The organism is Sphingomonas sp. AP4-R1, assembly GCF_013113735.1.
Lineage (GTDB): Bacteria > Pseudomonadota > Alphaproteobacteria > Sphingomonadales > Sphingomonadaceae > Sphingomonas_I.
In genome coordinates, this window is sequence record NZ_CP053346.1 from 1,196,487 (window position 1) to 1,223,474 (window position 26,988).

19 protein-coding genes and 1 pseudogene are annotated in these 26,988 nt (G+C 62.6%); 12 read left to right on the top strand and 8 right to left on the bottom strand.

The window, feature by feature from the left end; translation table 11 throughout:
* The first annotated feature begins 1 nt into the window (after window position 1).
* Both HL653_RS05875 and HL653_RS05880 read left to right on the top strand, forming a co-directional pair.
* Window positions 2–928 carry an HNH endonuclease gene (locus tag HL653_RS05875; protein WP_253717583.1) on the top strand — a complete coding sequence of 309 codons (927 nt, stop codon included), beginning with the start codon at window positions 2–4 and terminating at the stop codon, window positions 926–928.
* 6 nt (window positions 929–934) lie between these two features.
* Window positions 935–1,846, top strand: a complete 912-nt coding sequence (locus tag HL653_RS05880; RefSeq protein ID WP_171743692.1) for a DUF6615 family protein — start codon at window positions 935–937, stop codon at window positions 1,844–1,846.
* 115 nt (window positions 1,847–1,961) lie between these two features.
* Here HL653_RS05880 and HL653_RS05885 read toward each other — a convergent pair whose 3' ends face one another.
* The 3 genes from HL653_RS05885 to HL653_RS05895 all read right to left on the bottom strand — a co-directional run bounded on the left by HL653_RS05885 (window position 1,962) and on the right by HL653_RS05895 (window position 7,559).
* Window positions 1,962–4,439, bottom strand: coding sequence for a hypothetical protein (locus tag HL653_RS05885; RefSeq protein ID WP_171743693.1), 2,478 nt, complete (start codon window positions 4,437–4,439; stop codon window positions 1,962–1,964).
* Between the two features lie 109 nt (window positions 4,440–4,548).
* Window positions 4,549–5,886, bottom strand: coding sequence for a hypothetical protein (locus tag HL653_RS05890; protein WP_171743694.1), 1,338 nt, complete (start codon window positions 5,884–5,886; stop codon window positions 4,549–4,551).
* A 290-nt stretch (window positions 5,887–6,176) separates the two neighbouring features.
* Entirely contained in the window at window positions 6,177–7,559 is a 1,383-nt protein-coding gene (locus HL653_RS05895; protein WP_171743695.1) for a helix-turn-helix domain-containing protein, read from the bottom strand.
* 204 nt (window positions 7,560–7,763) lie between these two features.
* On the opposite strand from HL653_RS05895, the gene HL653_RS05900 reads away from it, so the two are divergent.
* Window positions 7,764–13,658, top strand: coding sequence for a hypothetical protein (locus HL653_RS05900; RefSeq protein ID WP_171743696.1), 5,895 nt, complete (start codon window positions 7,764–7,766; stop codon window positions 13,656–13,658).
* A gap of 545 nt (window positions 13,659–14,203) precedes the next feature.
* Here HL653_RS05900 and HL653_RS05905 read toward each other — a convergent pair.
* Window positions 14,204–14,407, bottom strand: coding sequence for an AlpA family transcriptional regulator (locus HL653_RS05905; protein ID WP_171743697.1), 204 nt, complete (start codon window positions 14,405–14,407; stop codon window positions 14,204–14,206).
* Between the two features lie 549 nt (window positions 14,408–14,956).
* Here HL653_RS05905 and HL653_RS05910 point away from each other — a divergent pair.
* The 4 genes from HL653_RS05910 to HL653_RS05925 all read left to right on the top strand — a co-directional run bounded on the left by HL653_RS05910 (window position 14,957) and on the right by HL653_RS05925 (window position 17,814).
* Window positions 14,957–15,856, top strand: coding sequence for an ArdC family protein (locus HL653_RS05910; RefSeq protein WP_171743698.1), 900 nt, complete (start codon window positions 14,957–14,959; stop codon window positions 15,854–15,856).
* On the top strand, window positions 15,853–16,119 hold the full coding sequence (locus HL653_RS05915; protein WP_171742658.1) for a sigma factor-like helix-turn-helix DNA-binding protein: 267 nt from the start codon (window positions 15,853–15,855) through the stop codon (window positions 16,117–16,119). The genes HL653_RS05910 and HL653_RS05915 overlap by 4 nt, the downstream gene beginning before the upstream one ends.
* Before the next feature lie 69 nt (window positions 16,120–16,188).
* Window positions 16,189–17,109 (top strand): HEPN domain-containing protein, encoded by a 921-nt coding sequence (locus HL653_RS05920; RefSeq protein WP_171743699.1) that lies wholly within the window; start codon window positions 16,189–16,191, stop codon window positions 17,107–17,109.
* Between the two features lie 150 nt (window positions 17,110–17,259).
* Window positions 17,260–17,814, top strand: a complete 555-nt coding sequence (locus tag HL653_RS05925; RefSeq protein ID WP_253717591.1) for a MucR family transcriptional regulator — start codon at window positions 17,260–17,262, stop codon at window positions 17,812–17,814.
* A gap of 55 nt (window positions 17,815–17,869) precedes the next feature.
* Here the strand turns inward: HL653_RS05925 and HL653_RS24105 are convergent.
* Together HL653_RS24105 and HL653_RS05930 are read right to left on the bottom strand one after the other, a co-directional pair.
* A pseudogene (locus HL653_RS24105) lies at window positions 17,870–18,066 on the bottom strand (IS3 family transposase); the annotation flags it as partial.
* Between the two features lie 184 nt (window positions 18,067–18,250).
* Window positions 18,251–18,523 carry a helix-turn-helix transcriptional regulator gene (locus tag HL653_RS05930; protein WP_367613604.1) on the bottom strand — a complete coding sequence of 91 codons (273 nt, stop codon included), beginning with the start codon at window positions 18,521–18,523 and terminating at the stop codon, window positions 18,251–18,253.
* 480 nt (window positions 18,524–19,003) lie between these two features.
* Here HL653_RS05930 and HL653_RS05935 point away from each other — a divergent pair, with 480 nt between their 5' ends.
* Window positions 19,004–19,399 carry a hypothetical protein gene (locus HL653_RS05935; protein WP_171743702.1) on the top strand — a complete coding sequence of 132 codons (396 nt, stop codon included), beginning with the start codon at window positions 19,004–19,006 and terminating at the stop codon, window positions 19,397–19,399.
* 115 nt (window positions 19,400–19,514) lie between these two features.
* Entirely contained in the window at window positions 19,515–20,084 is a 570-nt protein-coding gene (locus tag HL653_RS05940; protein WP_171743703.1) for a MucR family transcriptional regulator, read from the top strand.
* On the opposite strand, the gene HL653_RS05945 is transcribed toward HL653_RS05940, so the two are convergent.
* Window positions 20,085–20,372, bottom strand: a complete 288-nt coding sequence (locus HL653_RS05945; RefSeq protein WP_253717593.1) for a conjugal transfer protein TraD — start codon at window positions 20,370–20,372, stop codon at window positions 20,085–20,087.
* A complete protein-coding gene (locus tag HL653_RS05950) occupies window positions 20,338–20,658 on the bottom strand; it encodes a conjugal transfer protein TraD (protein ID WP_171743705.1) in 321 nt (106 codons plus the stop codon). Before HL653_RS05950 ends, HL653_RS05945 begins: the two co-directional genes overlap by 35 nt.
* A gap of 170 nt (window positions 20,659–20,828) precedes the next feature.
* Here HL653_RS05950 and traA point away from each other — a divergent pair, with 170 nt between their 5' ends.
* The 3 genes from traA to HL653_RS05970 all read left to right on the top strand — a co-directional run bounded on the left by traA (window position 20,829) and on the right by HL653_RS05970 (window position 26,983).
* On the top strand, window positions 20,829–23,729 hold the full coding sequence (traA, locus tag HL653_RS05955) for a Ti-type conjugative transfer relaxase TraA (protein ID WP_171743706.1): 2,901 nt from the start codon (window positions 20,829–20,831) through the stop codon (window positions 23,727–23,729).
* The gene (locus HL653_RS05960) at window positions 23,707–24,360 is read left to right on the top strand and encodes a DUF6118 family protein (RefSeq protein ID WP_171743707.1); all 654 of its coding nucleotides are present in this window, start codon (window positions 23,707–23,709) and stop codon (window positions 24,358–24,360) included. Before traA ends, HL653_RS05960 begins: the two co-directional genes overlap by 23 nt.
* A 298-nt stretch (window positions 24,361–24,658) precedes the next feature.
* Complete coding sequence (locus tag HL653_RS05970; RefSeq protein WP_171743708.1) at window positions 24,659–26,983, top strand: EAL domain-containing protein; 2,325 nt, start codon at window positions 24,659–24,661, stop codon at window positions 26,981–26,983.
* Window positions 26,984–26,988: the final 5 nt, after the last annotated feature.

The following is a 26,988-nucleotide window of genomic DNA, read 5'->3' on the forward strand; positions in this document are numbered from 1 at the left end:
CATGGCCGACCCCATCGACGCCGCGATGCGACAGGCCGCGATCGCCGAGCTCGAGCGGCGCGCAGCCGGGCGACCGCTCGACTCCGACGACCTAGCCGCGGGCTTCCGATTCCAGGGCGAGCGCATCCCGTTCGTCAATCCGCAGCGCGGCATCTTCAAGCCAAGGGTGATGCGCTACCTGCTGAGTGTCCGCACTGTGTTTCCGCGCACCGGCGCGCGGGTCTGGTACGACGATCAGCGCCGCGTCCATGAGCAGATCCATGCTGGCGAGGAGCTGGTCGACTATGCCTTCATGGGCAGCAATCCCGACGCCGCCGACAATCGCTGGCTGAAAGAGGCGATGGAAGCGCAGGTGCCGATTATCTATTTTCTCGGTATCGCGCCTGGCCGCTATGCTGCCATTCATCCCAGCTTCATCGCCGATTGGTCGGCCTCTGGGTTAGTCGCCCGGATCGGGTTCGGCATGCCGCTGACATCTTCTAGCAAGGATGCCATCCCGTCCGCGCCCGAGCGCCGTTACGCGCTGCGCCTCGTCAGCCAGCGCCTGCATCAGGCCACCTTCCGTGAAGCCGTGCTCGCCGCTTATGACGGCCGCTGCGCGATCTCGCGCCTGCCCGAACGGCGGTTGCTCGACGCCGCCCATATCATCGCCGATGGCGACGAACTTCTCGGTCAGCCTCTGGTTGCCAATGGTCTGCCTCTGTCCAAGGTCCATCACGCCGCGTTCGACGCCAACCTCATTGGCATCGACCCCGACTATCGCATCCATGTCTCCGACGAGCTTTTCGCGATGAATGACGGACCCATGCTTGAACAGGGCATCAAGGCGATGCGCGGCAAGACGCTGTTGATGCCAGATCGCCTGATCGACCGGCCCGATCGCGACCGGCTGGCGGCACGGTTCGAGCTTTATCGGGCGGCGAACTGAGGCGGGATGGCGATCGCGCCGATCTTCGTGTCGTCCTGCGATCTTGCCGAACGCCTGCCGGTGATGATCGCGGAATTTCTCGACATCGAGCAGAAGCTCAAGCGCCGCTTTCGCGAAGACAGCGTCACCGACATTCTCGTTGCTTCGCTGCTGTCGCTGCCCGGCAATAACGTCGTTGTTCTGACCCCGCCGGAATCGAAGACAGGCGGAGATTTCGATCTGGTGGTGGTCGACCCGCTATTAGGTGATGCGGTCCAGTTTCGCATCCAGGCCAAGCGGCTCACACCACACAAGCACGACTGGGAGATCGGCTGCTATGCCGAACTTGCCCATCCGCATAACAGTGGTGCGCAATCGCAGACCCTGTTGCGCGGTCTGGGCAAGGAAGCGATCACCACCTTTCCACTCTACGCCTTCTACAATCCGGCGCATGTCTGCACCGCGTCGGGCGGCACGGTATCTGGTATCGAGCTCGCTAGTGGCTGGGAAATCCGCGAGCGGATCAAGGCGATCGTCAAGGTGAAACCCAAGCGCCTCCCGTACAAGCGCATCGGCTCGCTCCAGCCCCTGTTCTTTCCGCTCTCGACTATACTGTGCGCGCCTGCCACTACGCCGCGTGCCTCCGATATTCCGACCCCGGCCGACGCCCGCCAAGCGGTGGTGGACGCGATCGAAGCGCGATCGGGCCTTGCCGTCTTCGGACAGACGTTGGCGCTCCCCGAAATGACGGTGGAAGCGTTTCCACGCCCGGTCGCTACGACAGACTCGGTGGGGCCGCACAGACGGCAGCCGGCGTTACGCAGTAAACACCGGCACGATGGACTGCCGACCATCATACGCAACGCCGTCGAACGGCGCGGCGAACGCATCATCACCGTACGGGTCAAACGGCCGAAGGTGGTGCTGATTGCCGACTGATCGCGCGTCAGCTTAAGGTTTGGGCGGCCGAATGCCGTGAGGGAGGCTGCTGACCTATTCCCAGCCACGCCGTCGCGTTTCAGAGCTCCCGGAAACCGGACGCTCGTCAATCGCCTCACTCCAACGTTGCCAACGTTTTCGATGCGCGTTTGGCCTCCCACTTCTCGAACATCTCGGTCTGATGGGGTTTCAGGCCCAGATGGATCGCTTGCGTCGCATCGGCGAAGGCCCTCAGGTTGTCGCGATGGCGGTAATCTTCAAATTTGGCATACTCTCCGCCGAGCTGCTTCCAGGTCATGCCGATATCGAAGTGGCAGAAGGTTTCATGTCCGGTGAGCAAAATCACGGGATTGCGCATCCCGCCGCGCTTGTCGGGCTGCCGACACCATTTCACGAACGGGCCGAGCAGCTTAAGTTCCTCCGGGTGAAAGCGATCGCGCAGTACCGAAATCACGATCACCGCGCCTTCGATCTTCTTGGCGATCGCGCGCAGTTTGGCGAGATCCTTCGCCGCGATGAGCTGTCCCGTACCGAAAGACTTCGCTTCGCAGATGATGAGTTCCGGATCGCTTTGTGATCCGTGGCGCTCTGGCGATCGAAGCGCAACGAAATCCGCCTCGGCGTCGATCCCGTCGAAGCTCAGCGAGAGCGCGGTCGAATAGGACATCGAGTCGTGTCCCATATCCATAGTGCTAATTGCCCTGAGCGCCAGAAGAGCACCGTAGGACCCGCGTGCGTAGTCGGGCACGGCGAACGGGCCGATCACACGGAATGACCAATTGCCGTTATTCTTCTGCAATCCCGCCTGGGGAAAAGGGTATGAGCGCTGGCAACGCTCGCAGATGACGTCATAGTCAACGGCAGTGAGCGTATGCCAATTTAGGTTGGCGCAGGTCGGGCATCGTGACTGCAGGCCGAGCCGGATGACGCCGGATCCTGTGAAATCCTCGAGTCCTGAAATGCCGAACCCTTGCGCTTTGCGGCGTTCGACGAGCGAATGCCAATCCCGGACCGGCTTAGACCGGCGATCGAACAACTCCTCGGTTTCTGTCTCCCCACTGCCCTTGCGACGGATTCCGCCGGCCATCGTGTTGAGCATGTCGAGGGTTTCGGGGTCCGCCAGTAGTTGGACGCCGCGCAGTCCCTTCAGGTGACCGAGGATCTGCTTGGCGATATGGCCGGGTTCGGAGAGGCGCGCTTCGATCCCGTGGCGCTTCAGCGCCGAGATAACCGCGGCTTCGGGCGTCGGGATCGTCAATCGCGCGGACAGATCCTTGTATCGCTGGCCGAGCGTCCAGCCTTCACGGCCGATCAGAACCGGATCGCCAAAACCTTGGATCATCGTGAAATAGGGATCGAACGTGTTGAACGGCAACGTCGTGCCGACGTAGTCGCCGTAGAAGTTCAACGGCTGGATCGTATTGACCCAGCGCAGGTCGTTCGACCCGTACTTATCCGCGAATTCGGGCGACAGAGTTTCGAACGAGGCGGCGAGCGACGCTTTGTCGAGCGACAGGTTGATCCGTTTCTCGGCAGCCTTGAACACCTGCGGACTATTATCCCTCGGACGTTGGTCATGATCGCCGACCCGCCAGACCGGTCTCGGCCAGTGCCGCACCGACATCGACCCTTTGTCGAGATCGCCGGCCATCTCGCTGGCCATGGCGGTCGCACGATCAGGATCGATCGACCGCGCGAACTCGAGGGTTCCGCGGTGCATCGACCCGAACGGATTTCCTTTGATCGGGCGATGTTCGCGCCGAAGGGCATTGCGCAACTCGGACAAGATTGGCGACCACCAGTCGAGCGGTACTGGCAGCACAGATCCAGGCTGAGACCGCATGTTCCAGAGATCGATGCAGTCGAGCGGGCTGGATGGATCGAAGACGAAGAGCGTGAGGGTGTCGCGCCATCCGAGCTCCGGTTCGATCTTGTAGCGCGTGAACCGCAAAGGCGTCAGATCGCCCTTCTGGAAGACAGCAAGCCAAGCGTCGGGGGTCGCGACCAGCTGCTCGGCCTCGAAGGCCGAGCAGTAATTCTTCCGAAAATAGTCGACCAGCTTGCCGCCGGGGTAACAGCCGAACATCACCTCGGTCAGCAAAGAGCCGCTTTGAGGCTTCACGATGATGGCCTTGCGAGCCTGCTTCATCTCGAAGCGGAGCTCGCGTGAATGGATGTCGCGCATGGCGTCGAGGACGCTGAGTCCGAAGGAGGGTTCGGCCCAGTCTTGATTGTCACGTTTGGCCATCAGTCTGCCGAGCGACAGCACCCGCGGATGGATGGCATGTTGTCGGCGAAAGGCCGCGAGCCCCGCGGCCTCCAGCAGTCCTTCTTCGGCTTCGACATAGGCGTCCGGCTCGAAATAGCGGATATAGCCGCGGGTCATGTTGCGTGCGTTGAGCCTAAGACCGTGGCGATCGCGCCATGTGGCCGGCACGCTGTTCATGACCGGGATGATGGGGTTGTAGGCGCCGCCCCACAGGCAGGCTGAAATGCGCATGAACTTGCGGATCGCGCTCATGTCGTTCGGACGCGTGAGCAGCGCGATCCGCGCCGGTCGCAGCTTCAGCGTAGCGGAGAGTTCATACATCAAGCGAGATTGCCGTCAGAGACGTCCGCGCTCAAGCTCGACGACAGATAACATGGGAAGTGGAACGCGGACGTACGGTCGCTCTATACCGGCCACCGGTTGCAATGCCTGCTCAGTCGTCGGCTTCGAATCCCCCGTCCTTGGGCGGCTCGAGCCTAAAGCGACCGAAGGTCAGCACGTCGGCCCAGCCCGGGGACGCTCGGGCAGTCCGACGCGCGTGGGCGAGTTGGTGCTGCACTATCTCGACGGCGTTGCGCAGAGCCTGCAAGTGCGGGGCGTCACCTTCGATGCGAAACGATTGGAGCGCGGCGAAATCCTGCGACCAATGGTCGTTGCGCGCGTAGCGCAGAATGGTGCCGGGATAGACCGAGCCGTCGAGCAGCTGATCGAAAGCAGGGCTGTCGAGATGCATGCCGATGGTCAGAATATGCGGCTCTTCGCCGAAGGCCGATTCGAGACGGCGAATGAGGCGGCACAGGTCGAACAGCTGGCGCGCGCCGCCGCTCCCGACTTGATCGCACGCGGCGAGCGTAGCCGGGAGAATGCGCCATCGGATTGGATCCTTCTTGATCGCGATCAGCGCGTCATGATGACCGTGGCCGCCCTCGCGCTGCCGTACGAACAGGATACGCTCGGGCCGCAGCGACAGGATCGTCGCGTGGATCTCTTCGACGTCGAGGCTATAGCCGTCTTGATCCGGCGCGAACGGGGTCGACTTGCCTTGGAACAGCCAATCAAAGCAGATCCCGACATCCTCGGCCAGCGTGCGTAGTTCGGCGAGGTCGATCGGAGCGGAGCCATCCGCGATCTGCTCAAGTCGCTGCCAGCTGGCATGGCCGGCATTCTGCGCGAGCTCCTGCAGAGTGAAGCGGTCTTCATCCTCGCGGCCGACGTTCATCAGCCGCAGGGCCTCCAAAAGCCGCTCGCCGATCGCGACGGCGATCGGCGACTTGACCGGCGACGATGCCGCGATGACGGCGGTCAGATTGTAGCCGACCGCCAAGTCGATATGCTGGTCGAGATAGGTTTCCACCCAATCCCAGGCCAGCACGTCGATCGAGAAGAGGCCGTCCGCGCGATGTGCATCGCTCAGGACGCGGGCGACACGCTTGAGATGTGCATCGTTTGGTCCAGTCGTCAGCAAGATGAAACGATCGAGCGGGGGAACGAACGTCCTGGCCTTGGCCACTTCGGTCAGCAGTTCGGGTTCGGACAGAGCCGCCTGTTGGGCAAAGTCCGGATCGCTTCGACCCTTGCACTGGATGCCGACGCGCTGACCCGTGCGCCAATCGACACCGACCACATCGATCCCCGCCTGCTTCTGGCCTGAACGACCATTGAGATCGGCGCCGACATCTCCGAGCAGGCGGGAGAACAGGTCACGCGTCAGGCGCTCGAAGGCCTGCCAGTCTCGAGGCCGATTGAAAGTCCCACCGCGACCGGCCTTCATCCATATCGGTTCTGGCTGCGTCATCTTGCGACTATGGCGGATGGTGGACGCGAAGGGAAAGTGCCTGAAACGGGCTCCGTCAGACCAAGTTGCCCCGGCTCGCGGAGGCCTGCCAGCGGCGTGTGATGCGCACTACCGACGGATAACCTGACAGCCGTTATGAGCGCTTACCGGGGCTAGTCGGCGTCGAGCGACGCAAGAAGAGATAGAATCGCTGCCAGCATGTCGAGACCGTGCGCGCGATCGGAGCGACCTTCATAAGGAATTAGGCAGGGCTGGCCGCCATTCGATCAGCGACGCTGTTCCAGCACCTTGCGCACATAGTCTGGACCGATCTCCCAGCCACCGAACAATCGGGTGATCGGGCCGACGAGCGATGCGGTAACCTGGGCGAGGTCCGCCGTGAGGGAGGCAATGCCGACCTCGATCGCGACGCGCCGGGTGTTTTCACGACTGGACCGGCTCACGCTGAAGTAAGAGCCGGGCGCGACTTCGTCGATCTGTCGATCAGACAATCCGAGATAGTCGATGATCAACTCGCACCGTGTCGCCGATGGGAAACGTTGGGCGAGCGCACCAACGAACGCGAGGCGCTCTGCGGTCATATCGATCTCGAACGAGGGAGCGAGACGACCACCGGCCGGCCACTCGCGGGATCTGCGCCGCTGCAGCCATTCGCTGATCGACGGATTGTCCTCCGCGAACCCCGCGATCTCGATCCCGATACCGTCGTCGCGGACAAGCCAAGACACCGGCAGAGTACCTGCCGAACCCTCCGCCGGCTCTCGTGCCGCGTAGGCTTCCCGCCCGTCAACAAGCAGGATACCCGGCCGGGCTTCTCCCACATTCGCCCGCGCGAAAGCGCTCGTGCCTCTGTTCAGTAACTGCTCGGATGCCCAGGCGGCCTCTCTTATCGCGCGATCCAACGCCCCGAGGTCCAAGGGCGCCGGCGGATTGCCATCGTCATCTGTGAGGCGGAACGCGAAGACGACACGATTGCCGACCAGATCAACCGGCCAGTCTCGCTCTGCCGAGGCCGTGCCATTCCAGCGTTCTATCGCCCAGTCAGTCAGTCGTGGGAGTGGACTTCCTTCTGGCGCTGCAACCTGCGGCCCGTCGAACAATTGGCCGATGGAAGCCAGCAACGAAGTTCGCTCGCTGAGGACGCATCGGCGCAACACGTCACGCCACAGCTCCGGCGTGTTGATCGGGACCGACTTGGGGCCTGGCGCGCGCACATAATGCACGCCGCGGACTATCCCCTGCGGACGCCCCTTCTCCTGCGGGCCATCCGCTTTCGCACAAACGGGTACGGAGCCGTGGGCCGGCACGCGAATCACCGGGTAGACCAGCCCGGACGAGGCGGTGACCAGGTGCACCTCGCAATGGGGTTGGGGCTCGAGATACTTTTCGCCGATCCCGTTGATCTGGTCCTGATCGTAGGCCGCAAGATCGCCGGGCCGGGGCATTGATACTCCACCGTCATCGTCGAAGCCGAACACCAGCCAGCCGCCACCGCCATTGGCAAGCGCACAGATATGACGCGCGATCTTGGCGCGCTCGACCGCTTCGGTCAGCGGCATCCAGTTCTTATACTCGACGTCAGGCGCCTCGAGACGCCGCTCGACGAGGTCGGCAAGCAGGTTGCGATCCAGAGGCGCACGGGAGGCCATGTCCTGGTCGTTAGCCGAGCCTGGATCGCTTGGGGAGAGTGGCATGGCCGGTCCAACCGCCCCCAACGGGACAGTGATCCGCCAACAAAGAACATAACTTGAACGTGGACCGGCTCACGTTACCATAGGAGCGTGCACGCACTTCCCGTCCGCAGCTCCCAGATCCCCGACTTCCATGCTCTTGGTTGGCAGGACTTCGAGCGGATGACGGTTGAGCTGTTCCATCACGAACAAGGCATCGACTCCGCCCATCAGCATGGAACCCCTGGCCCGACTTCAGATCGGGGCGCGGATGTCATTGGATATCGCCAGGATGACGACGGTATCGAGCTCGGATCATGCAAATGTTATCCCAGCACGACGCCCGCGCAGATCGCAGCATGGTCGAACGAGTTCCTCACGCACTGGAGTGAGTACTGGCAGGGTCGCCGGGTCCGCAAATTCACGCTGGTAACTGCTGCATCCAACACGGCCTCGATGGCGATCCTCGAGCAGATCGAGACGGAGAAGGCGCGCTTCCGCGCGCATGGAATCACCTATTCGCTGTGGGGTCCGGCCCAGATTACGTCTCGGTTACGCGGTCAGCGCGCGATCGTTGCGACCTATCTTCTCCCGCACTGGATCGAACCGCTCTGCGGCCCGGCACAGACGGTCGCCCCGACCTCCCCGCCGCGCCTTGCGCTCGATGCCGCGATCGTGGGGCAAATTGCCGACCTTCAGGTGCTCCTGTCGGATCAGTCGGCAAGGGAAGTCGACACCGCCGTCGATGATCTCCGCGCAGGTCGGACCGAGCGGGTCCGCACGCTTCTCCAGAAGTTCTACAACCCTGAATTTTGGTCTCAGATCACCGCTCCCACCCGCGCCCAGATCCTGCGCCTTGAGGGCTCGCTCGTCCTTCACCTGGGCGATCTTGATCGGGCAGACGAACTGGATCGACAGGCTGAAGCAGAGGCGCCCGGCAACGAGCCAAGGCTGCGCGCGCGCATTGCTGCAGAGCGGAGCGGATCGACACCCGGCCTCCAAATCCTCGGTCAACCGATCTCGATCGCAGGACGACAACTGCAATTGTCACTCCTGCTGGCGTCTGGAGACATCGCCGCCGCGCGCGCCTGCCTCGATCGTCTCGACGCCGAAGCCGCGGAGGACCCGGAAACGATACGGCTCGGCGCCCTGCTCAGCGTAGCGGAGAACGATAGGCCTCGGGCGCTCAATCGGATCAATGTGGCGGAGCGGGCCGCTGGCCACTGGACCGCTGTCCAGCGATCGGGCGTCGTCATCCGTTACGCGCTGGCCGCCTCCCCGCACCTGCGCAGTTCGTTCCTGCTCGCGCCGAATCCATACAGCGAAAGCCTCGTCTGCGTAGACGATGAGGCGCAGGCGTATCTACGCGACGCACTTGCCATGCTGGATCGTCTGACCGAGGTGGAGCCTGGCGATTTCGAGGACCAGCTCTGGCGCCTCGCTATCCTCTGCAATCTGCTCGACGGCCATGGCCAGGCCAGCACTCTGGCGGGCGCCATTCTGGACCAGGCGCCGGCGGAGCCGACCGTGGTGGCTTGGTGCGTCCAGCGCAATCTCGACGTCGATCTGGCTCCATCCATTGCGGCGTTACGCTCGCTCTATGAAGCCGGGACCGACCTTCCCCACGTCCGTGCACTCGGTCTGGCCATGCTGTCGACGGACGATCGTGCTGGAGCGGCGAACTTTCTCGAAGCCCATCTAGGACTGCAGGACGGCGCGCTGCACGAGGAACTGCAGGAGTGGATCGACCGATATCGTGAGATATCCGGGGATCCCGACACGATCGCCTTCGAAACTGCACGCAGGCAGGACGACTGGGGGCCTTTCGCAGAGAGACTGGATGCGCGGCTTGGCGCACATCCACCCGAGCCCTTCGGTCTCGTCATGGCGGAGCAGGCGGCCAGCTTCGGACGCTGGACCATCCTCGCGCCGTGGGCAGAGGCATTGCTTAGCTATCGCACCGCCACGGCGGCGCGGATCGCGATCATCGCCTTGTACAATATTGGCAGGATCGACGACGCTCTCGGTGCACTGGAGAGATCCCGCGCCTTGTTCGGAAGCGACCTTCCATCCGAACTGCGACGTCTGCGCATCGAGGCTCTGACCCGGTCAGGCGGCGCCCGCGAAGCGCTGCGCGAGGCGAGTGTGCTGACCGAACGATCCTCCGACCCATTCGACCAGTTGGTCTTTGCCGAGGTGAGCGCCTTTACCGGCAACCTGAGAGCCGCCACTCCTACCCTGCGCAAGGCGCTCCTGACCGATACCTTGCGGCCCGAAAACGCGCTGCGCTGGTCACGCCGGATGGCGACGGTCGACCGCCCCTTGTCCGAGGACCTCCTGCGTCATGCGATTGCCCGCGGGATCGATCCGAGCCAGCTTGCCGCAGCCGCCGATCAGGCGGCCCGCCTCGGGCTCTCCGCAGAATATTCGAAACTCCTGCCCCTTCTGGAAGCGCGCGCCGGGGAGCCAGGCAGCGATCTGACGATCATCTCAGACGAACAGCGGGCACAGATGGAGGCTGCCGACCGCGAGGATGTCGAGGCGCGCTGGCGGCATTACCTGGTGGGTGCGATACCGATCCACCTGCTCTTTGATGACGATCCAGCCAGCCTGCTGCGGCTGCTCTCGACCAACCTAGAGCCTCCAGCCGATAGCGAGCTGCTGATGCCGCGCCTTATCCGGCATGGCGGCCGCCCCGCCCGAATGGGCGGTCTTCCGCCATGGCCCGACATGCGGATCCACCTTGATGTGACGGGCCTGTTCGAGGTCGAACGTCTGGGGCTTCTCGACCGGTTGGAAGGCCACCCCCACCCGATCATCGTCTCGGCGCGGCTGCCGGATCTCCTCCATGCGATGGCCACCGCCGCAGCACCGGCGGGACATCAGCCCGGCCTGGTCCGCGACGTCATCGCGTTGATCGACGCGAGGCGGTTACGCATCACCGATCCTGGAGAGCGGGTCGACGCGTCGTGGCCCCCCTGGACCGGAATGGAGATTGACGTCGACTGCGCGGCTGCCCGGCTCGCTGCTACGGCCCGCGCCGCAGGACTGCTGGGCGAGCCTGTGCCGAGCGATTTTCCGCTTGAGGACAGGTTGCCCGAAACCTCGCTCGATCTCTCGCAAGACCTGCTGGTCCCGGCGTCGATCCTGCTGCGCTTGGCGCTGTCGGGAGACCTAGCTGCGCTCGCCCGGTCATGCAGGCTGGTCATTCCCGAAGAGGATGCCGGCATCCTCCGCCGGGCGTCCGCGCTGGTCGGCACCAACGAGAACATGACAGCTCGCGCGATCAGGCTCGCCGAGCGGATCGCTGCCGGCGTTGCCGCCGGGACTTACCGCTTCCTGCCGAGAGCCACCGATCCGGAGGAGCAAGGCGGAAAGGCTTCGGCCTTGCTGGGCGAGATGCTTTCTATCGCCCCGGTCGACGGCGGCGTGGCGTGGTTCGATGATCGCAACCTGTCGGGCTATGTTCATGCCGAGACGTTGCCGATCGTCGGGACGCCGGAGATGATCGGTGTGATGCAGGATGCCGGTCTGCTGACAGCGGCCGAGATCGCGGACCTTCAATTTCGACTCGTGGCAAGCGCGGCGACCTTCCTTCCCGCCGACGCGAGCCTCATCGCGACCGCGCTCGATGCAGCACCAATCCATGATGGACGAGTGATCGAGACCGAGGATCTGGCACGCCTGCGTCGGGCATTTGCGGCAACGACAAGTCAGGCGCGTCATCTCAAGCTTGGGCCCGCCGGCGGTCTGCTGGCGGATCGTCCGGATGAGGATGTCGCCATCCGTTCGAGCATGGGCCTGCTTGGCGACATGATGGATCATATCTGGATCGGAAGTGTGGCCTCCATCGAGCAATGCATCGCACGGTCTGACTGGGCATGGAGCGCGTTGCGCATATTGCGGGCGCCACCCAATCTGCCAGCCGCCGACAGGAAGGCGCGCGGCCGGTTTCTTGCGATGCAGATTGCCCGCTGCCTCGACAAGGCAGTCGAGGTCGGCGGCTACGCAAACGAGCGTGAGAATTTGCGCGACAACTATATCGGCTGGTGGTGGCAGCGCGCGATCCAGCCCCGTCTGGCTGTCGAGCCGGACCTGACTGACCGCATTGGCGACTGTCTGGTCGAGCTCTATCGCGCCCTCCTGAACGATCGCGACCTGTCACCCGAAGCCAGGCCACGCGAACGCGAGTATGTTTTCCTCAGGCGTGCCCAATGCCTCCCACCGCCCATTGCCGAGCGGATCAAGCAGAGCGGCCTCTTCGCGCGGTTCGTGACGACGGTCCGCAACGTCACGATCGGCGAAGTACATTTCACCCCGGCGATGTTCTGGACCGGGATGCGCAAGGCGCTTCGCTCGGGATCAGCGCAGATAGTCTCAACGCGCGGTCGCAAGCTGACCCTGCGCCGATCGGGCGCCATGGTCGTCGCCAGCGGGGTGGCGGACTCGCAGATCCAGGACGACCTTAACGAGATCCTGGTCGCTCGACCGCGAGAGCGGTCCGCAGCCCTTCGCCTCTTCATTGCGCGGTATCGCCTGGACCAGCCCGGCGAGGCACCGTTCGATGAAGCCGTTTTGCGGTCGGTGCCTGACGAGAAATTGATGGAGATCCTGTCCGATGCGCGGTCCGCCTCCACCGAGGGCCGTTACCGTAATGCCGAGAGATCGTTGCAGACCCAGCGTGGCGCGCCCACCGACTCGCTTCGACCGACAGGCCTCACGGCATTCGCCAGCTATTTCGGCGTAGCGCTTGACGAGCAGGATCCGGACAATCTGGCCGATCGGCAGTTCGCAACGTTGCAAGAGCGGCATGGAACCGCGGAGGCTCTGCGGAGGATCTCTCGGCTACCCTTGGTGCCCAGACCTGCGTGGTCGGCCCAACTCACCGATGATGAGGCCACGCGCCTCTGGACGGGGGCTCGCACACCCACCGCGATGATCGCCGCTATTGGCATGGCAGCGCAACGCGCTGTGGGCGCCGACGCGGATCGCGAAATCCTCGATCGGCTGATCGAGACAAGCCGCCTGTGGAGTGCAGCAATTTCCACGGTCCTCCGATGGACGCAAGCCTGCCTGATCGCCGATCCCGAATGGACGTGTGCATCACCGGCGGCCCGGCTCAATCTGATCTGGATGCATGCCGGCTGGTTGCTGGAGCAGTTCATCGGTGGTGGCTTCGAACCCCACATCCTGGTCGACGGGCTGAAGGAAGGTCTTGAGCAAGGTGCCGCGATCGATCGCATCGCGACCGGCTGGCTCGGTCCGATCGACCAGGCAAACCCGGTCGGCATCAGTGGTCGCGTCCTGCTCTATCACGGGCTCGCCGCGATTTGCGACGAGAAGCCCGTTTCGACGGTCCTGCCTGGGCCGATCGTCGAAGCGGCGCGGAGCTGGCTCAACTTGCCTGACAGCCAGGTCGGCATGCCCCATGTCGTTCTTCTGACTCGCAGGCCTGATGGCGCATGTAGCCTTCCGGGCTATCTCCGGATGCACCCGACAGGTTTGTATGACGAGACAGCACCTGCGATCCGCGACCTGCTCATCGACAACGCGCTCCAGGAGCTGGAAGCCGATCCGATGCAGGTGGCAAGTTGGACAGCCTTCGCCGCACTCGCCCACCGCGGGATCAGTCAGGCACAAGTCGGACGGCTGGAGGAATTGTTGTCGCGGGTGGCACTGTTCGACATCGCCTTCTTGCCGGATCCGGCCGCGCCCAATTTCCATCTTTGGCGTGGTGTTCTCGCCGCGTTGCTCGCGTCTCGGCAGGGCGACATTGCGAACGAGATCCTCGAGCTTGCCCGGCGATGCCAGCATCATTTCCGCGGTCGGCTCACCGAAGGGTCTTCCGGCAGTGACGCGCTGTGCGAACTTGCGGAAATTTCGGTAACCACCGGGATGATCGGTGCCGACACATTCGCGGACGCACGCTTTGCGAGCAATATGGTCGGCATCGCCAATCACTGGACCGATGCGATCCCGGCACTTCGCCAGATTGTCGACAACCTGCTCGCGACGGCATCTCCCGACCGCTACCCGGCGCTTTGGGAACTGGACTTCGACCTGCGCAGACGTGGCTGAGAGGATCTCGGCATGAGCGCCGCGGCCCGCGCCAGCGCGAAATTGCTCCCTTTCCCGTCCGATCTCTGCCCGATGTCGCGGCAGATATCGGAATGATCACGACAGGATCAGGCGCCAGCCCTAGTAGCGCAGAACGAAAATCGCGGGGGACAAGCGCGATCAGACCCAGCTGCCATTGCCGGACGGCCAGCACATCATAGCCGATGACGCTTCCAAGGCTGTCTCCAACGACGATCACGCGGTCGTAGCGCCCTGACGACACGACCCGATCGAAGAGTTCGAGGCCCGACGCGCGGATCTTCTGAGCCGCTCCAACAAATATCGAGCCTGATCGCCACTGATGGGGGCTGGAAAGGCCATATTCCTTTGGCGCGAGCAGCACAGACAAGCATGAACGGATGACCGGTTATTTCGTTTAGCGCTCCAAAGCCGCCAGTCCGTTTTCCACCCGAATTGCCTTCAAAGCAGTCGACGCGACGGCTTGCGGTCGGGACAACCAGGGCATGTTAAAGGTGGGCGGCTCACCAGTCACAGCCTTGATGCCGCTATCGGTGAGGCTCCTCATAGAAGATCGGGTTCTGCATCCACGCGTCGATGGCGGATTCGCGCCAGCCGACACAGCGGATGCTGATCCGGACGCTGGGTGGGAACGCGCCGCTCTGCATCTTGCGATACAAGCTTGAGCGGCTGAGCCCGGTCCGCTTGAGGACGGTCCTGATCCGGAAGATACAGTCTGGACGATCGGTCATGGCATGATCCTGTTCGTGTTGATCTGATCTGGCGCGCCCAGCTTTGCTGTGGTGGCGGTGGGCGCAAGGGCGACTAATACGTTGCCGGCCGCTTGCGGCTTTTCAGCGCCCATTGGCCTCCCCCAGGCTGGGTGGTTACGAGCAAGAACAAGCGAGCAGGGGCGTCTCCCGCCTGCGGCAGGACCGCGCTCTACGCCGCTTTCGCTCTGCCGAGTCGCTCTGCTGGCGTCTCGGTCCCTCCGGATTACGATCGCTGACGCGGGGCCGGGCATGGCTCCGGCCCTGCGGTCATCGCGCGGGCGCGATGGCGCTTGAGCCTCCAGCATCGATCTGGCGGGTGGGCGTCGCTGCCCTGTAGTCCCGCCGCGGCAGGCCACAACCGGGCTACGCCCGTGTCTTCCACTCCGTTCCAGCCCTTGATCCACCCCGTCACGCGCGCGTGACGGGGACCCCGGAGGGTGCAGCCTGCCTTCGTCGTCGGGACTGTCGGTCCGCTCCTGCCGCCCACCCGCCATTCCGGCGCCGGTTGCGGTGTTTGGAGTGAAGGACATGGGAAAGACCGACCAGACGAACCGCCAGAGCCTCTATGCAGACGTTACCGACACGATCATCGCCGAGCTGGAGGAGGGCAGGGTGCCCTGGGTGCAGCCATGGGACAGCGCCCCTTGTGCCTGCGCGATGCCACACAATGCGGGAACCGGACGTCGCTATTCAGGCATCAATATCCTGATCCTGTGGGCCGCGGCTATCGAAAGAGGCTTCAGCTCCCAGCGTTGGCTGACCTACGCGCAGGCGCAAGCCGTGGGCGGGAATGTCCGGCGCGGGGAACAGGGCACGACCGTCTGCTATGCGGACCGCTTCACTCCGAAGGACGAGCGCTTGCGCGCCCGCGAGGAGGAGCGGGACGCCCGGCAGATTGCCTTCCTGAAGCGCTTCACCCTCTTCCATATCGATCAATGCGACGGCCTGCCCGAGGCGATGACGGCCGCGCCCGAGCCTCTTTCCGAAGGTGACATCATTCCAAGCGTAGGGACGCTGATCGCGCAAAGCGGGGCAGCTGTTCGGATCGGGGGCCCGGAAGCCTTCTATTCCCCGGGAGCGGACATCGTCGCGGTGCCGCCGATGTCGGCCTTTCATGAGCCGATCAACTGGTATCGGACCGTCCTGCACGAGCTGGGGCACTGGACCGGGCATCGCAGCCGCCTGGACCGTGATCAGCGCGATACGTTCGGCAAAGCCGATTATGCCCGCGAGGAATTGGTAGCCGAGATGGCGAGCGCTTTCACATGCGCGTCGCTTTCGACCCGGCCGACGGTTCGCCACGCGGATTATATCGGCAGTTGGCTGACCGTCCTGCGCGAAGACGAGAAGGCGATCTTCCGCGCCGCGAGCGCTGCAAGCAAGGCTGCCGACTATCTGCTGGCCTTCGTGCCGAAGGCTGTGTCGTGAGCGCGCCTCAGAGTTCGACGGCTGATCGCCTGGAAGAGGCGCTGGCCCGGATGACGCCGCGACAGCGGGCGACCTTCCTCGCCATCCGCATCGATGGTCTGACCTATCCGGAGATCGCGGCCCGAACGGGGCTGAGCATCCGGCGAGTCGAGCGGGAGTTCACCGCGGGCCTGCTGATCCTGTTTCGAACGATGGACGAGCTGGCCTCTGCACACTGCAAACCGCCTCTTCGGCGACGGATGGTCGCGTGGCTTCGACGATGACGACAGCAGCCTCGTCGGATCTTCGGCGAGGCTGTTGCACGGCCTTTCCTCCGGTTAGGGTGCGGAACGATGCGGAGCGACCTCGACCATCTTCCCGAGCGGCAACAGACCGAGCTCGATCATATCCGCGCGATTCTGCTGGAGGAGTTCGACAAAGCGATCGCGACGGCAACCCAGCCGCACAAACGCGGCGGCCGGATCTACAAGATCATACTGTTCGGATCCTATGCCCGCACCGACTGGGTCGACGAGCCCGACAATGGCTACCAGTCTGATTTCGATCTGCTCGTGGTCGTCAGCCATGAGGATCTGACCGACATCGCAGATTACTGGTATCTCGCGGAAGACCGCATCGCGCGCGATGCGGCGGTCGGACGGCCGGTCAATTTGATCGTCCACTCGCTGGACGAGGTGAATGCGGCGCTCCGGCGTGGCGAATATTTCTGGGCCGATATCGCTCGCGACGGGATCGCACTCTACGAATTACCCTGTCATCCGCTGGCGACGCCCATGCTCCTTACCCAGGCCGATGCCTATCAAATGGCGAAGGGGTATTTCGATCAATGGCTACACGCTTTGGATGTGTGGATCGAGAAGGCGCAAATCTCGATCGAGAGATCAGCTGACGTTGAGTGGCGTAAAGCCGCCGCCTTTGACCTCCACCAATCCGCCGAGCGCGGCTACATCTGCTACCTTCTTGTTCACACGCTCTATTTTCCACGCTCTCACAATATCAAGTTCCTGCGTTCGCTTGCCGAGGATAAGGAGTCGCGTCTGGTTAAAGCCTGGCCGCGCGCGGAACGGCGGGACCGTGCTCGCTTCGAACGGCTGAAGCGCGCTTATGTGGAGGCTCGCTATTCGGCAAATTACGAGATCACCGCCGACGATCTCGACGCGCTAGCCGCATCGATCGCAACCTTGCGCGATATCGTGGCGGCGCTGTGCGCCGAGCGTCTCGAGCAGCTTCAAGGTGCGAGCCACCGAGCTTGATTCGTCGAAAGCGTTTCTTTTTTCTATTATTTGCAACGTCATCCCCTCTCACATCGTTTGATGGGCAGGGGTGCAACTTCGGTACTTCGAGCGTTTCACTCGACAGAGATCGCGGGCGCCATAGATCGATTGGTTGAAACGGAGATCATTTTGGCAGACGACGCGCTTCTGACGCTGACCGCTGATATCGTGGCTGCTCACGTAGCAAACAATCAGGTGACGACCCATGCCGTGCCCGAGCTGATCGCGGCGGTGCACGGCGCGCTGAGCAGCCTGGGCAAACCTGCCGAAGAATCCGCCGCGCTGACACCGGCTGTTTCCATCCGGTCCTCGGTGAAGCCGGACTATATTGTCTGCCTCGAGGACGGTGCGAAGGTGAAGGTGCTGAAGCGCTATCTGAAGACGCACTTCGATATGACGCCCGAGCAATATCGCGTGAAATGGGGCCTGCCGGGCGACTATCCGATGGTAGCACCCAGCTATACTCAGAAACGCAGCGCGCTGGCCAAATCCTTCGGCCTTGGCGGCAAATCGAAGCAGGTTGTCGAAGACGATGCAGCGCCCGTTGCGAAGGTAGCGAAAAGCGCGAGCAAGACACTTGGCATGGTTGCCGCAAAAGCAGCGGCCGCCGCTCATCTGGGCACCTCGACCGAAGTAGATACCGAGACGGGATCCGCGCCGGAAGCGAACGAGGCTGAAGCTTGATTTAGAGCGGCGGCGCCTCTGCATCTGCCGGATTTCATCGCCGCTTCGGACGTTACGGTAACGTCATCGATGCTAGCGTGCCCATCGCACGCTTGCGACCGCGCCGTCTGCGCTCCCGCAGATTCTCCTCGCGTTACAGCCGCAGCACAGCCTCTTGTGGTTCATGACCGGCCCCTCGCGTGCCGGCATGATCCCCAGCCGCCGGTAGCCGAAGCGCCGACGTTCAAGCGCGATCTCGCGGAGACGCGACCGCAGGTCGCCATTGTCACTACCCCGACGCACATAGCGCATCGACGTCCGATGGGAACGAGTAGGGGAGGAAGGCTACTTATGGTCTCACAGCACAAGTAGTCCGGATAACAAACGCTGCGGCGTCACGAGCTGCACGAGCATCCCACGCCCGGCTGAGAGATGCGAGGGTGAGCGTGAGGCTGGTTCAGCCAGCATCCCCCACACTATAGAACTTTGGGTTTCGCATCCATTCTTCGACGGCGGATTCTCGCCACCCCACGCAGCGTTCGCTCAGCGCGATCTGCTTGGGAAACGCGCCTGCCTCGACCTTTCGGTAAAGCGTCGACCGAGATAGCCCGGTGCGCTCGAGAACGCGCCCAATTCTCAGGAACCGATCGGAATGGTCTGACATGCAGGTCTCCACGACTTGAGATCTCGATCGGGCTGCACCCGATCCAGCCAATGCTCCCACCGACATCCCGCCAACACCATTACGGCGGTCCACCGCGTTTTACGGCTCTGTATGGTGGTGCACGCACATCATTGGTGCGATCTGATTATGTGCAAGGCCGTCGGGCTCGAGAGACCCCAGACAGTTATCTCAAGACCCTAGAAAGACCCCATTTTTACGATTGGGCGCGCGCTGCCTCCGTTACAGCAAAGCGCAGCACCAGGCCGGGTGGCTTGCCTCACGCCTACGCGAGGCATATCCTTTGTGTGCGCTGCAAAAAGGGCGGCGCCGGGACTGGTAATCCCGCTCGCAACGACACTTCGGTGAGAGAGCTTCTCGCCGGGGTGCCTGTGCATATGTCCAGGTCGCTTGCGGCTAAAAGCGCAGGCGCATGTGCGAGCATGTTACCAGCCCCGGCTCCCGCGCTTCAGCGCGCGGGAGCGTTGGGATAGTGCCGCATCCTCCATCGCCACCCCGCTCACCGCTGGATGCGAACCGGAGGCGATCATGGCCCATGCAAGCCGTTCATTCTCGCACCCTTCCGATACCGACGATGCCTGGACGAAAGCGCTCGCTCATCTGCACGCGGCAGAAGCGCGCTTCGATCCAATCCAGAAGGCGCTCAATAAAGCAGAGCAAGTTTGGTTTGCGATCCGAAAAGACGAAGAGCGCGCATCGACATTCGCTGAGACTGAGGCGAAAGCGATTGTCGACAAAGCCTATGAGGATGAACGCATTTTCGGCGGCCAGCTCGCCGATGCCGCGACGGCTTTCTACCATACGCCGGCACCAAATGTTGCTGCTGTTATTCAGAAGCTCGAGCTCATTACGCGGATCGGCTATGAGGGCGTGGTGGAGCAATTGATCCTTGCCGATCTGCGAAGGCTACAGCAACACATCTAGGCGATCATTGGTCTCGATCTGCTGTGCAGGTCTTGATGACTGGCGGGCCATACGCTGTGCTCTCGCGCGACTGCTCGACAGCACCTTGCTGCGCGCTAAGGTGGGTTCATCCGAAATGGAGGAAGATTTGGCAGACGACGCGCTTCTTACGCTGACCGCCGACATCGTGGCTGCTCATGTCGCGAACAATCATGTGGCGACCACCGCCGTGCCAGAGCTCATCGCCGCCGTGCACGACGCGCTCAGTAATCTGGGGAAGCCCATCGACGAACCCGCTGCTGCCAAGGCGCCGGCCGTGTCGATCCGGTCCTCGGTGAAGCCTAATTATATCGTCTGCCTCGAGGATGGCGCGAAGCTGAAGACGATGAAGCGTTATTTGCGGACCAAGTTCGATATGACACCCGAGCAGTATCGCGAGAAGTGGGGCCTGCCGCGCGACTATCCGATGGTCGCACCGAGCTATACCGAGCAGCGCAGCGCGCTGGCCAAATCCTTTGGCCTTGGCCGCAAGCCGAAGGAAATCGTCGAGGAGGTTGCCGCGCCCGTCGTGAAGGCGGTGAAGACCGCTCGCAAGACGATCGGGATTGCCGCCGCAAAAGCTGCTGCCGTTGCGCACCTCAGCACGACCCCTAAGGAAACTGCCAAGCCTGCACGCAAGCCGCGCGCGCAGAAGGCCAAGACCTGATCAGGGCGGCGGATCCTTTGGATCCGCCGCATCTCGTGCCTCGAACGCGCGCTTCCCGCGCCGGCGCCAGAGCAGGATCTGTTGCTGGCTTTCTTCGGTCCGCAACTTTGCTGCGGCCTCGACCAGCAGACCGAGCAATACCGCGCGATCGTCGTCGGCTAGTTCGACCAAGCCGGCCTTGGTGACGAGGCCGCCCAGTTCGATCAGCAGGCGGGTGCGCTCGCGCCGCTTCACGATCCACGCGCGACGATCATCACGCGCCCGGCTCGCTTCCAGACGATAGCGCATCGCGATTGTCCGGCGCAGGCTTCGGGTGACTTGAACGATCGCCGCCCGCATCTCTGCGCGCGCCTTGAAAGAAGGCCTCGCCCTTCGCGTGCCAGCCCTCCTTTACGCCCGCATCCTTGGCCGCGGCGGCGCCGATCAGCGCGCCGGCCAGAACCTCGACCGGGAGCGCATCGGCGCCGGTCGCGATCACCAGTTCGCCCAGCTGCTGCACCTTGCGGGCGTGCAGCTTGCGCGCTTTGTCCGCGAGCGCTTTTAGGTCGTCGTCATAGTTGCGGGGTTTTCGCATGATCTGTCCTTCCGTGCAGGTGAAGGACAGATCAGTTATCGTCGCTGTCGATCAGCGGCAATGGTGTGAAATAGAGTGGGACGATATCGTCCCGAAGAAGATGAAATCTTTTGAGGGCGCGCTTATACGTCGTGCCGACGTGCTGCTTGAAGTGTAGATGGACGATCGCGATGGCGATCTACCATTTCTCGGCGAAGATGATCTCGAGGGGCTCTGGCTCGTCTGCGCTGGCGGCGGCTGCCTATCGCTCGGCATCGCGATTGCACAACCAGCGCCTCGACCGCCATCACGATTTCTCGAATAAGGCCGGCGTGATCCACTCCGAGGTGATGCTCCCGGACGGGGCGCCGGAGGAATGGCACGACCGCGAAAAGCTCTGGAATGCCGCCGAAGCTGCGGAGTTACGGAAGGACGCGCAGCTCGCCCGCGAGGTAGAGTTCGCGATCCCGCGCGAGATGGATCAGTCAGAAGGCATCCGGCTTGCCCGCGACTATGTCGAGCGGGAGTTTGTGGCGCGCGGGATGGTCGCCGATCTCAACGTGCATTGGGATGTAGGCGCTGATGGTGAAGCCCGGCCGCATGCGCATGTGATGGTGGCCACCCGCAGCGTTAGCGAGGACGGGTTCGGCGCCAAGGTTCGCGATTGGAACCGCACCGATCTGCTCGAGCATTGGCGGGAGGCTTGGGCCGATCATGTGAACGCCCGGCTCGCTGAACTCGATATCGAGGCGCGCATCGATCATCGTAGCCTGGAAGCTCAGGGGATCGATCTCGAGCCACAGCACAAGATCGGGCCGGCCGCGTCACGGATGGCAGGGCAGGGGCTCGCCTCTGAACGGCTCGACGAGCATGCCGCGATCGCGCGCGCCAATGGCGAGAAGATCCTCGCCAGCCCGAGCCTGGCGATCGACGCGATCACGCACGGGCAAGCCACGTTCACGACGCGGGATTTGGCTCGGATCGTCCATCGTCATAGCGAAGGAAGAGAGCAGTTCGACAAGGTGATGGCGGCGGTAAAGGCGTCGCCGCAGATCGTGAGGATTGGTCGCGACGGGCGCGGGGAGGATCGGTTCACCAGTCGGGATATGCTGCAGACCGAGCAGCGGCTCGAGGCCGCGACGGTCCGGCTGGATGCGCGTCGCCATTACGGTGTGGAGGAGCGTCATCGTGAGGCGGCCCTTGCGCGTGCTGCGACAAGAGGTTTGGTGCTTTCGTCGGAACAGAGCGCGGCATTCGAGCGCATGACGGATGCACGCGGGCTTAGCGTTGTCGTCGGCTATGCCGGTACCGGCAAGTCGGCGATGCTCGGCGTTGCCCGTGAGGCCTGGGAGGCATCCGGCTATCGCGTACAGGGAGCGGCTTTGTCTGGCATCGCTGCGGAAAATCTCGAGAGCGGATCGGGCATTTCCTCGCGCACGATCGCGAGCCTCGAGCGCCAGTGGGAGCAGGGATGGGAGTTGCTCGGCTCGCGCGATGTCCTTGTGCTCGACGAGGCCGGGATGATCGGCACCCGCCAGATGGAGCGGGTGATCGCTGAGGTTGAAAGGCGCGGTGCCAAGGTTGTGCTGGTTGGCGACCCCGAGCAGCTCCAGGCGATCGAAGCGGGGGCTGCGTTTCGGTCGATCCATGAGCGGCATGGTGGTGTCGAGATCATGGAGGTTCGGCGTCAGCGCGAGGACTGGCAGCGGCAGGCCACGCGCCAGCTGGCGACGGGGCGGACAGCGGAGGCGATCCAGGCTTACGACACAGCTGGCCACGTCCACGCAGCAGAAACCCGCGAGGCAACGCGCGTCGATCTGATCGACCGCTGGGATCGTGATCGGCGCGCGGCTCCGGGCGAAAGCCACATGATCCTGACCCACACCAATGACGAAGTCCGGACGCTTAACCTGGCAGCCCGGGATCGGCTGAGGAAGGCCGGGGAGCTTGGCAAGGAGGTGGTCGTCCGTACCGAGCGGGGCGAGCGGTCATTTGCGCCTGCGGACCGGATCATGTTTCTGCGCAACGAGCGAAGTCTCGGCGTGAAGAATGGATCGCTTGGGACCGTCGAGAGCGTGAGCCAGCTACGGATGGCGGTTCTGCTCGACGATGGGCGTTCCGTGGCCTTCGATATGAAGGATTATGCCGATCTTGATCATGGCTATGCCGCCACGATCCATAAGTCGCAGGGCGTCACGGTTGACCGCGTGCATGTGTTGGCGACGCCCGGGCTCGATCGTCATGCTGCCTATGTCGCGCTGTCGCGACATCGTGATGTCGTCGAGCTTCATTATGGTCGCGATGACTTCTCAGATCGGAGTGAGCTTGCCCGTACGCTGGGGCGGGAGCGGGCCAAGGACATGGCGTCGGATTACACCCGCGACTTTGCCGACCATCGGCAGATACGCCTTCCAGCTTCGGAGCAAGCGAAGCCCGCGCTCGTGCGTGACCCGTTTGCCGGCCTTGATTTGCGGCCGGTTTCGTCCGCGCCCACACGCGGCATGTTCGACGACGTGCTGCTCCCAGCGCTTGGGCCGGTGTCGCTCTCGCAGCCGGTCGGTCTGGAAAGCGCGGTCCAGCGCTTCGCGCGTGCCACCGAGGATATCGTTCGGATGCGGAAGGGAGGCCACGCAGAGCTGGCCCATCAGCGCATTGCTTTCGAGAAAGCGCGTGATGCGCTGAATGCGGTGCGCCCCCATGGGGCGCATGATCTTCGCGAAGCTTTCGTGCGAGATGGCGAGCTGATCGGCGAAGCGGCGCGGGGCCGGACGACCGCAGCCTTGCGCGCGATGGTGCTGGAGGCGGAAATGCGCGTCAGCCCGGAGCGTCGAGCCGACCGCTTTGTGGGTGACTGGCAAAAGCTGGCGAAGGCTTACAATAGGATCCGCAACGCCGGTGATGAAGCCGGCATTCGGGCGATCGGCCAACAGATGAACGCGCTGGGCAAGAGTCTGGAGCGGGATGCCCAGGCCGAGTCGTTGGTCAAAAAGCGGCTTCCGAGCCTCGGAATCCACGCCCGCGAGGGGGCCTCGTTATCCCACTCGATCCAAGATTGGATCACCCTCTCGCGTGATCGCGGGATTGGGCGGTAGCTATCGAAATATGGACCAGGACAGCACGCCCAGACCCGATGCCAGCCTCGCCGAGCATGCGTTCGGTGAGCTGCGTGGAGAGATCAGTCTGCTGCGTCGCGCGATCGAGCGATTGACGGACGAGCGCATTTCGCAGTCTGATTACACGCCCAGCCTCGAGGAGCTGTCCAAGCGATTGGATGTCCTGACGGACTGGGCACGATCGATAGCCAAGCAGCCCGCGCTGCAATTGACGCCAGAGAAGGTCGGTCGTGGCATCGCGGACGCGGGGATGACCCATCGGGAAGCGGATCGACAGCTGCTTCAGCGCGCAGTCAACGGCATGGATGCCAGCGTCAGCCATATCGATGGGCTGATCGCGCGGGCTCGAAACGCCGACGCGCAGGATCGCGAACTGCGGCGCAACCGGATCGCATTCGGCGTCTCCGGCATGCTACTGTTTTCGATCCTGCCGGGTGCGATCGCGCGGTCGCTTCCGGTCAGTTGGGCAATACCCGAACGGATCGCGGCCCGCATGCTCGGCACCGATATGTGGCACGCGGGTCAGGACATGATGGTGAAAGCGGACCCGGACAGCTGGCGAAGGATAGTGGGCCGCGATCTCAACCGTCCCGGGCACAGCGCAAAATAGCGGCTGCTGAGTGTTCTCCGGAGCTTCGAGGCGATCGAATATGCCACACTCGGATGGGTCGAATGGTTCAGGCATCGCCGCCTGCTGGAACCCATCGGCAACATCTCGCCTGTCAAAGCCGAAGAGCAATATTCTGCTGCCGCAGAAACCTTGATACGGCAGCGTAACTCACATCCCACAAACTCCGAAAAACCCGGGGCTATTCAGATTGTTAAGATGTTTTCGCTACGCAGCGGGAATGCTTACTTCGCTCGCCACTGTTTCAAGATGCATATTCACTATGCACGATCTACGGCTGATGGCCCTCGCGGCTGCTATCTGCGCGATCGGCGTCTATGCCTCTTTCGCTATTTCCCATCATGCGGCGAGGGCGAAAGGTGGCAACCGGACGCTTTGGAGCTTGGTGAGCATCATCTCGAGCGGCTGCACGGCATGGGCGACCCATTTCATCATATTGCTCGCCTTCAATCCAGGAATGCCATCGGCATTCGAGCCTGTCTTAACAGCGGCTTCGCTGGCATCCGCTATCGTCGGCATCGGTGCGGGGGTATTGATGTCGATCAATGCACGCCAGATTTGGGCCCATTTTCTAGCTGGCTTGGTACTAGGTCTTGGCATCACCACTCTGCACTATGTGGGGCAAGCCGCCTACCTCGTCGAAGGATATGTTAGCTGGAATCTTCGACTGGTAATCCCGTCGATCATAATCAGTTTGCCACTGTCGGGCCTCGGGATGGTGGCTGCAGCAAGCAGATCTCAGGCCTTGAGGCGCTGCGCTGCGCCGCTGTTGCTGGCTTCGATCGCCATACTGCATTTTTGTGGGATGGCGGCCATGAGCCTGCATTTCGACCCATCCAGGTCTTTTCCGTCAACAGCTGTTTCGCCGGCGGCTATAACACCAGTAGTGGCGGGTATATCGCTTGCTCTTATCGCGCTGGCTTTGCTCGGATGGCGGTTCGATTTAGCAGCGATCGCTCGTCTCCGCCAAGATCGGCGTCGGCTCCGCGAACTGGCTGACGTCGCGCTGGAGGGTTTGCTTATCTGCCAGTCGGACGTGATTGTCGCCGCCAACAGCAGTATCGAGCAACTGGCCGGCTACGACCCGGGAATGCTCGCTGGCGTCGCCTTAAACGCACTTTTCCCCACTATGGATTTTTCGAAGCTCCCCGAACGCGAAGAACGCGAAATCGACTTGGTGATGCGAACGTCGCGGCCCGTACCGGTCCGTGTCCTGCGCTGCGAGCTTGCACTTGGGCATAAAATGCAGACGGTGATCGCGGTCCGAGATCAGCGGGAACGACTGCGGACGGAAGCAAAAATTCGCCAGCTTGCGTTCAATGACTCACTCACTGGGTTATCCAACCGCAGTAGCTATGTCGATCGCTTGCGCCAGCTCAGTTGCGAGCAAATTCCCTTCGCTCTGCTGAGTATCGACCTGGATCGCTTCAAAGCCGTCAACGACCAGTTCGGGCATCTTGTAGGCGATCAGGTTCTAGCGCAGGTGGGAGACCGACTTCGGTCGTTAGTCGGGCCCAAGGATCTCGTAGCTCGAGTGGGAGGTGACGAGTTTGCGATTATATTGATCGGGGATGCTTCTGCAACGCGGTCGTGCGAGGTCGGGCGGCAAATCAATCGGAAGCTCGCCGAGCCTTTCACGGCCGGTTCGGTTATCGCCTATTGTGGCGCCAGCGTTGGGATCGTTTTGCCATCCGTTGAGGCCGCGACGGTCGGCGAATTGCGGCAACGTGCCGACCTTGCATTGTACCGAGCCAAGATCGAGGGGCGGGGAACAATATGCTTGTTCGATCCCGAGATGGACACAGCGTCGCGCGATCGCCGCGCTCTCGAAGGGGATCTTCGAAAGGCGATCTTTGACGGGCAAATCACCCTCGCGTACCAACCGGTAGTATCGGCGGTCACTGGCGCGATCACAAGTGTTGAAGCGCTGGCGCGGTGGACGCATCCTGTAAAAGGCCCGATACCTCCCGACATATTCATTTCTCTGGCAGAAGAATGCGGGTTGATCGAGACGCTCGGTACTGGGCTGTTGCGCGTGGCTTGCCGCGATGCCACCCGCTGGCCGGAAAATCTGCGCGTGGCTGTCAACTTGTCGCCGTTGCAATTTCAAGCCGGCAATCTTTCCGAAACTGTAGAACGAGTGCTAACGGAAACTGGTTTGGTACCCAACCGGCTTCAGCTCGAAGTCACAGAAGGTCTCGTGATTCGCGACGTCGACCGGACATTCGCAGAACTCGAGCGCTTGCGGGCGTTGGGAATTCAGATACTGATGGATGACTTTGGGGTCGGCTATTCATCACTAAGCTACTTCGAGCGTTTCCCCTTTGATAAGGTGAAGATCGACAAATCCTTCGTCGATAAAATTGTGACGTCTCGCGCTTCCCGAGCGATCGTCCAGGCCGTTGTCGGCCTGGGAGGAAGTCTCGGCATGGGTGTCGTCGCGGAAGGCGTAGAGACAGAAGAGCAGATGCGCGCGTTGGTCGGAGCTGGATGCACCTATCTTCAGGGTTTCCTTTTTAGCAAGCCGGTGAACGCGAATGATATCGATAGCATTGTCTCGCTTGGTCAAAAATATTGCGATAGCAACGTTGATCGAGCTGCTTAGCAAAA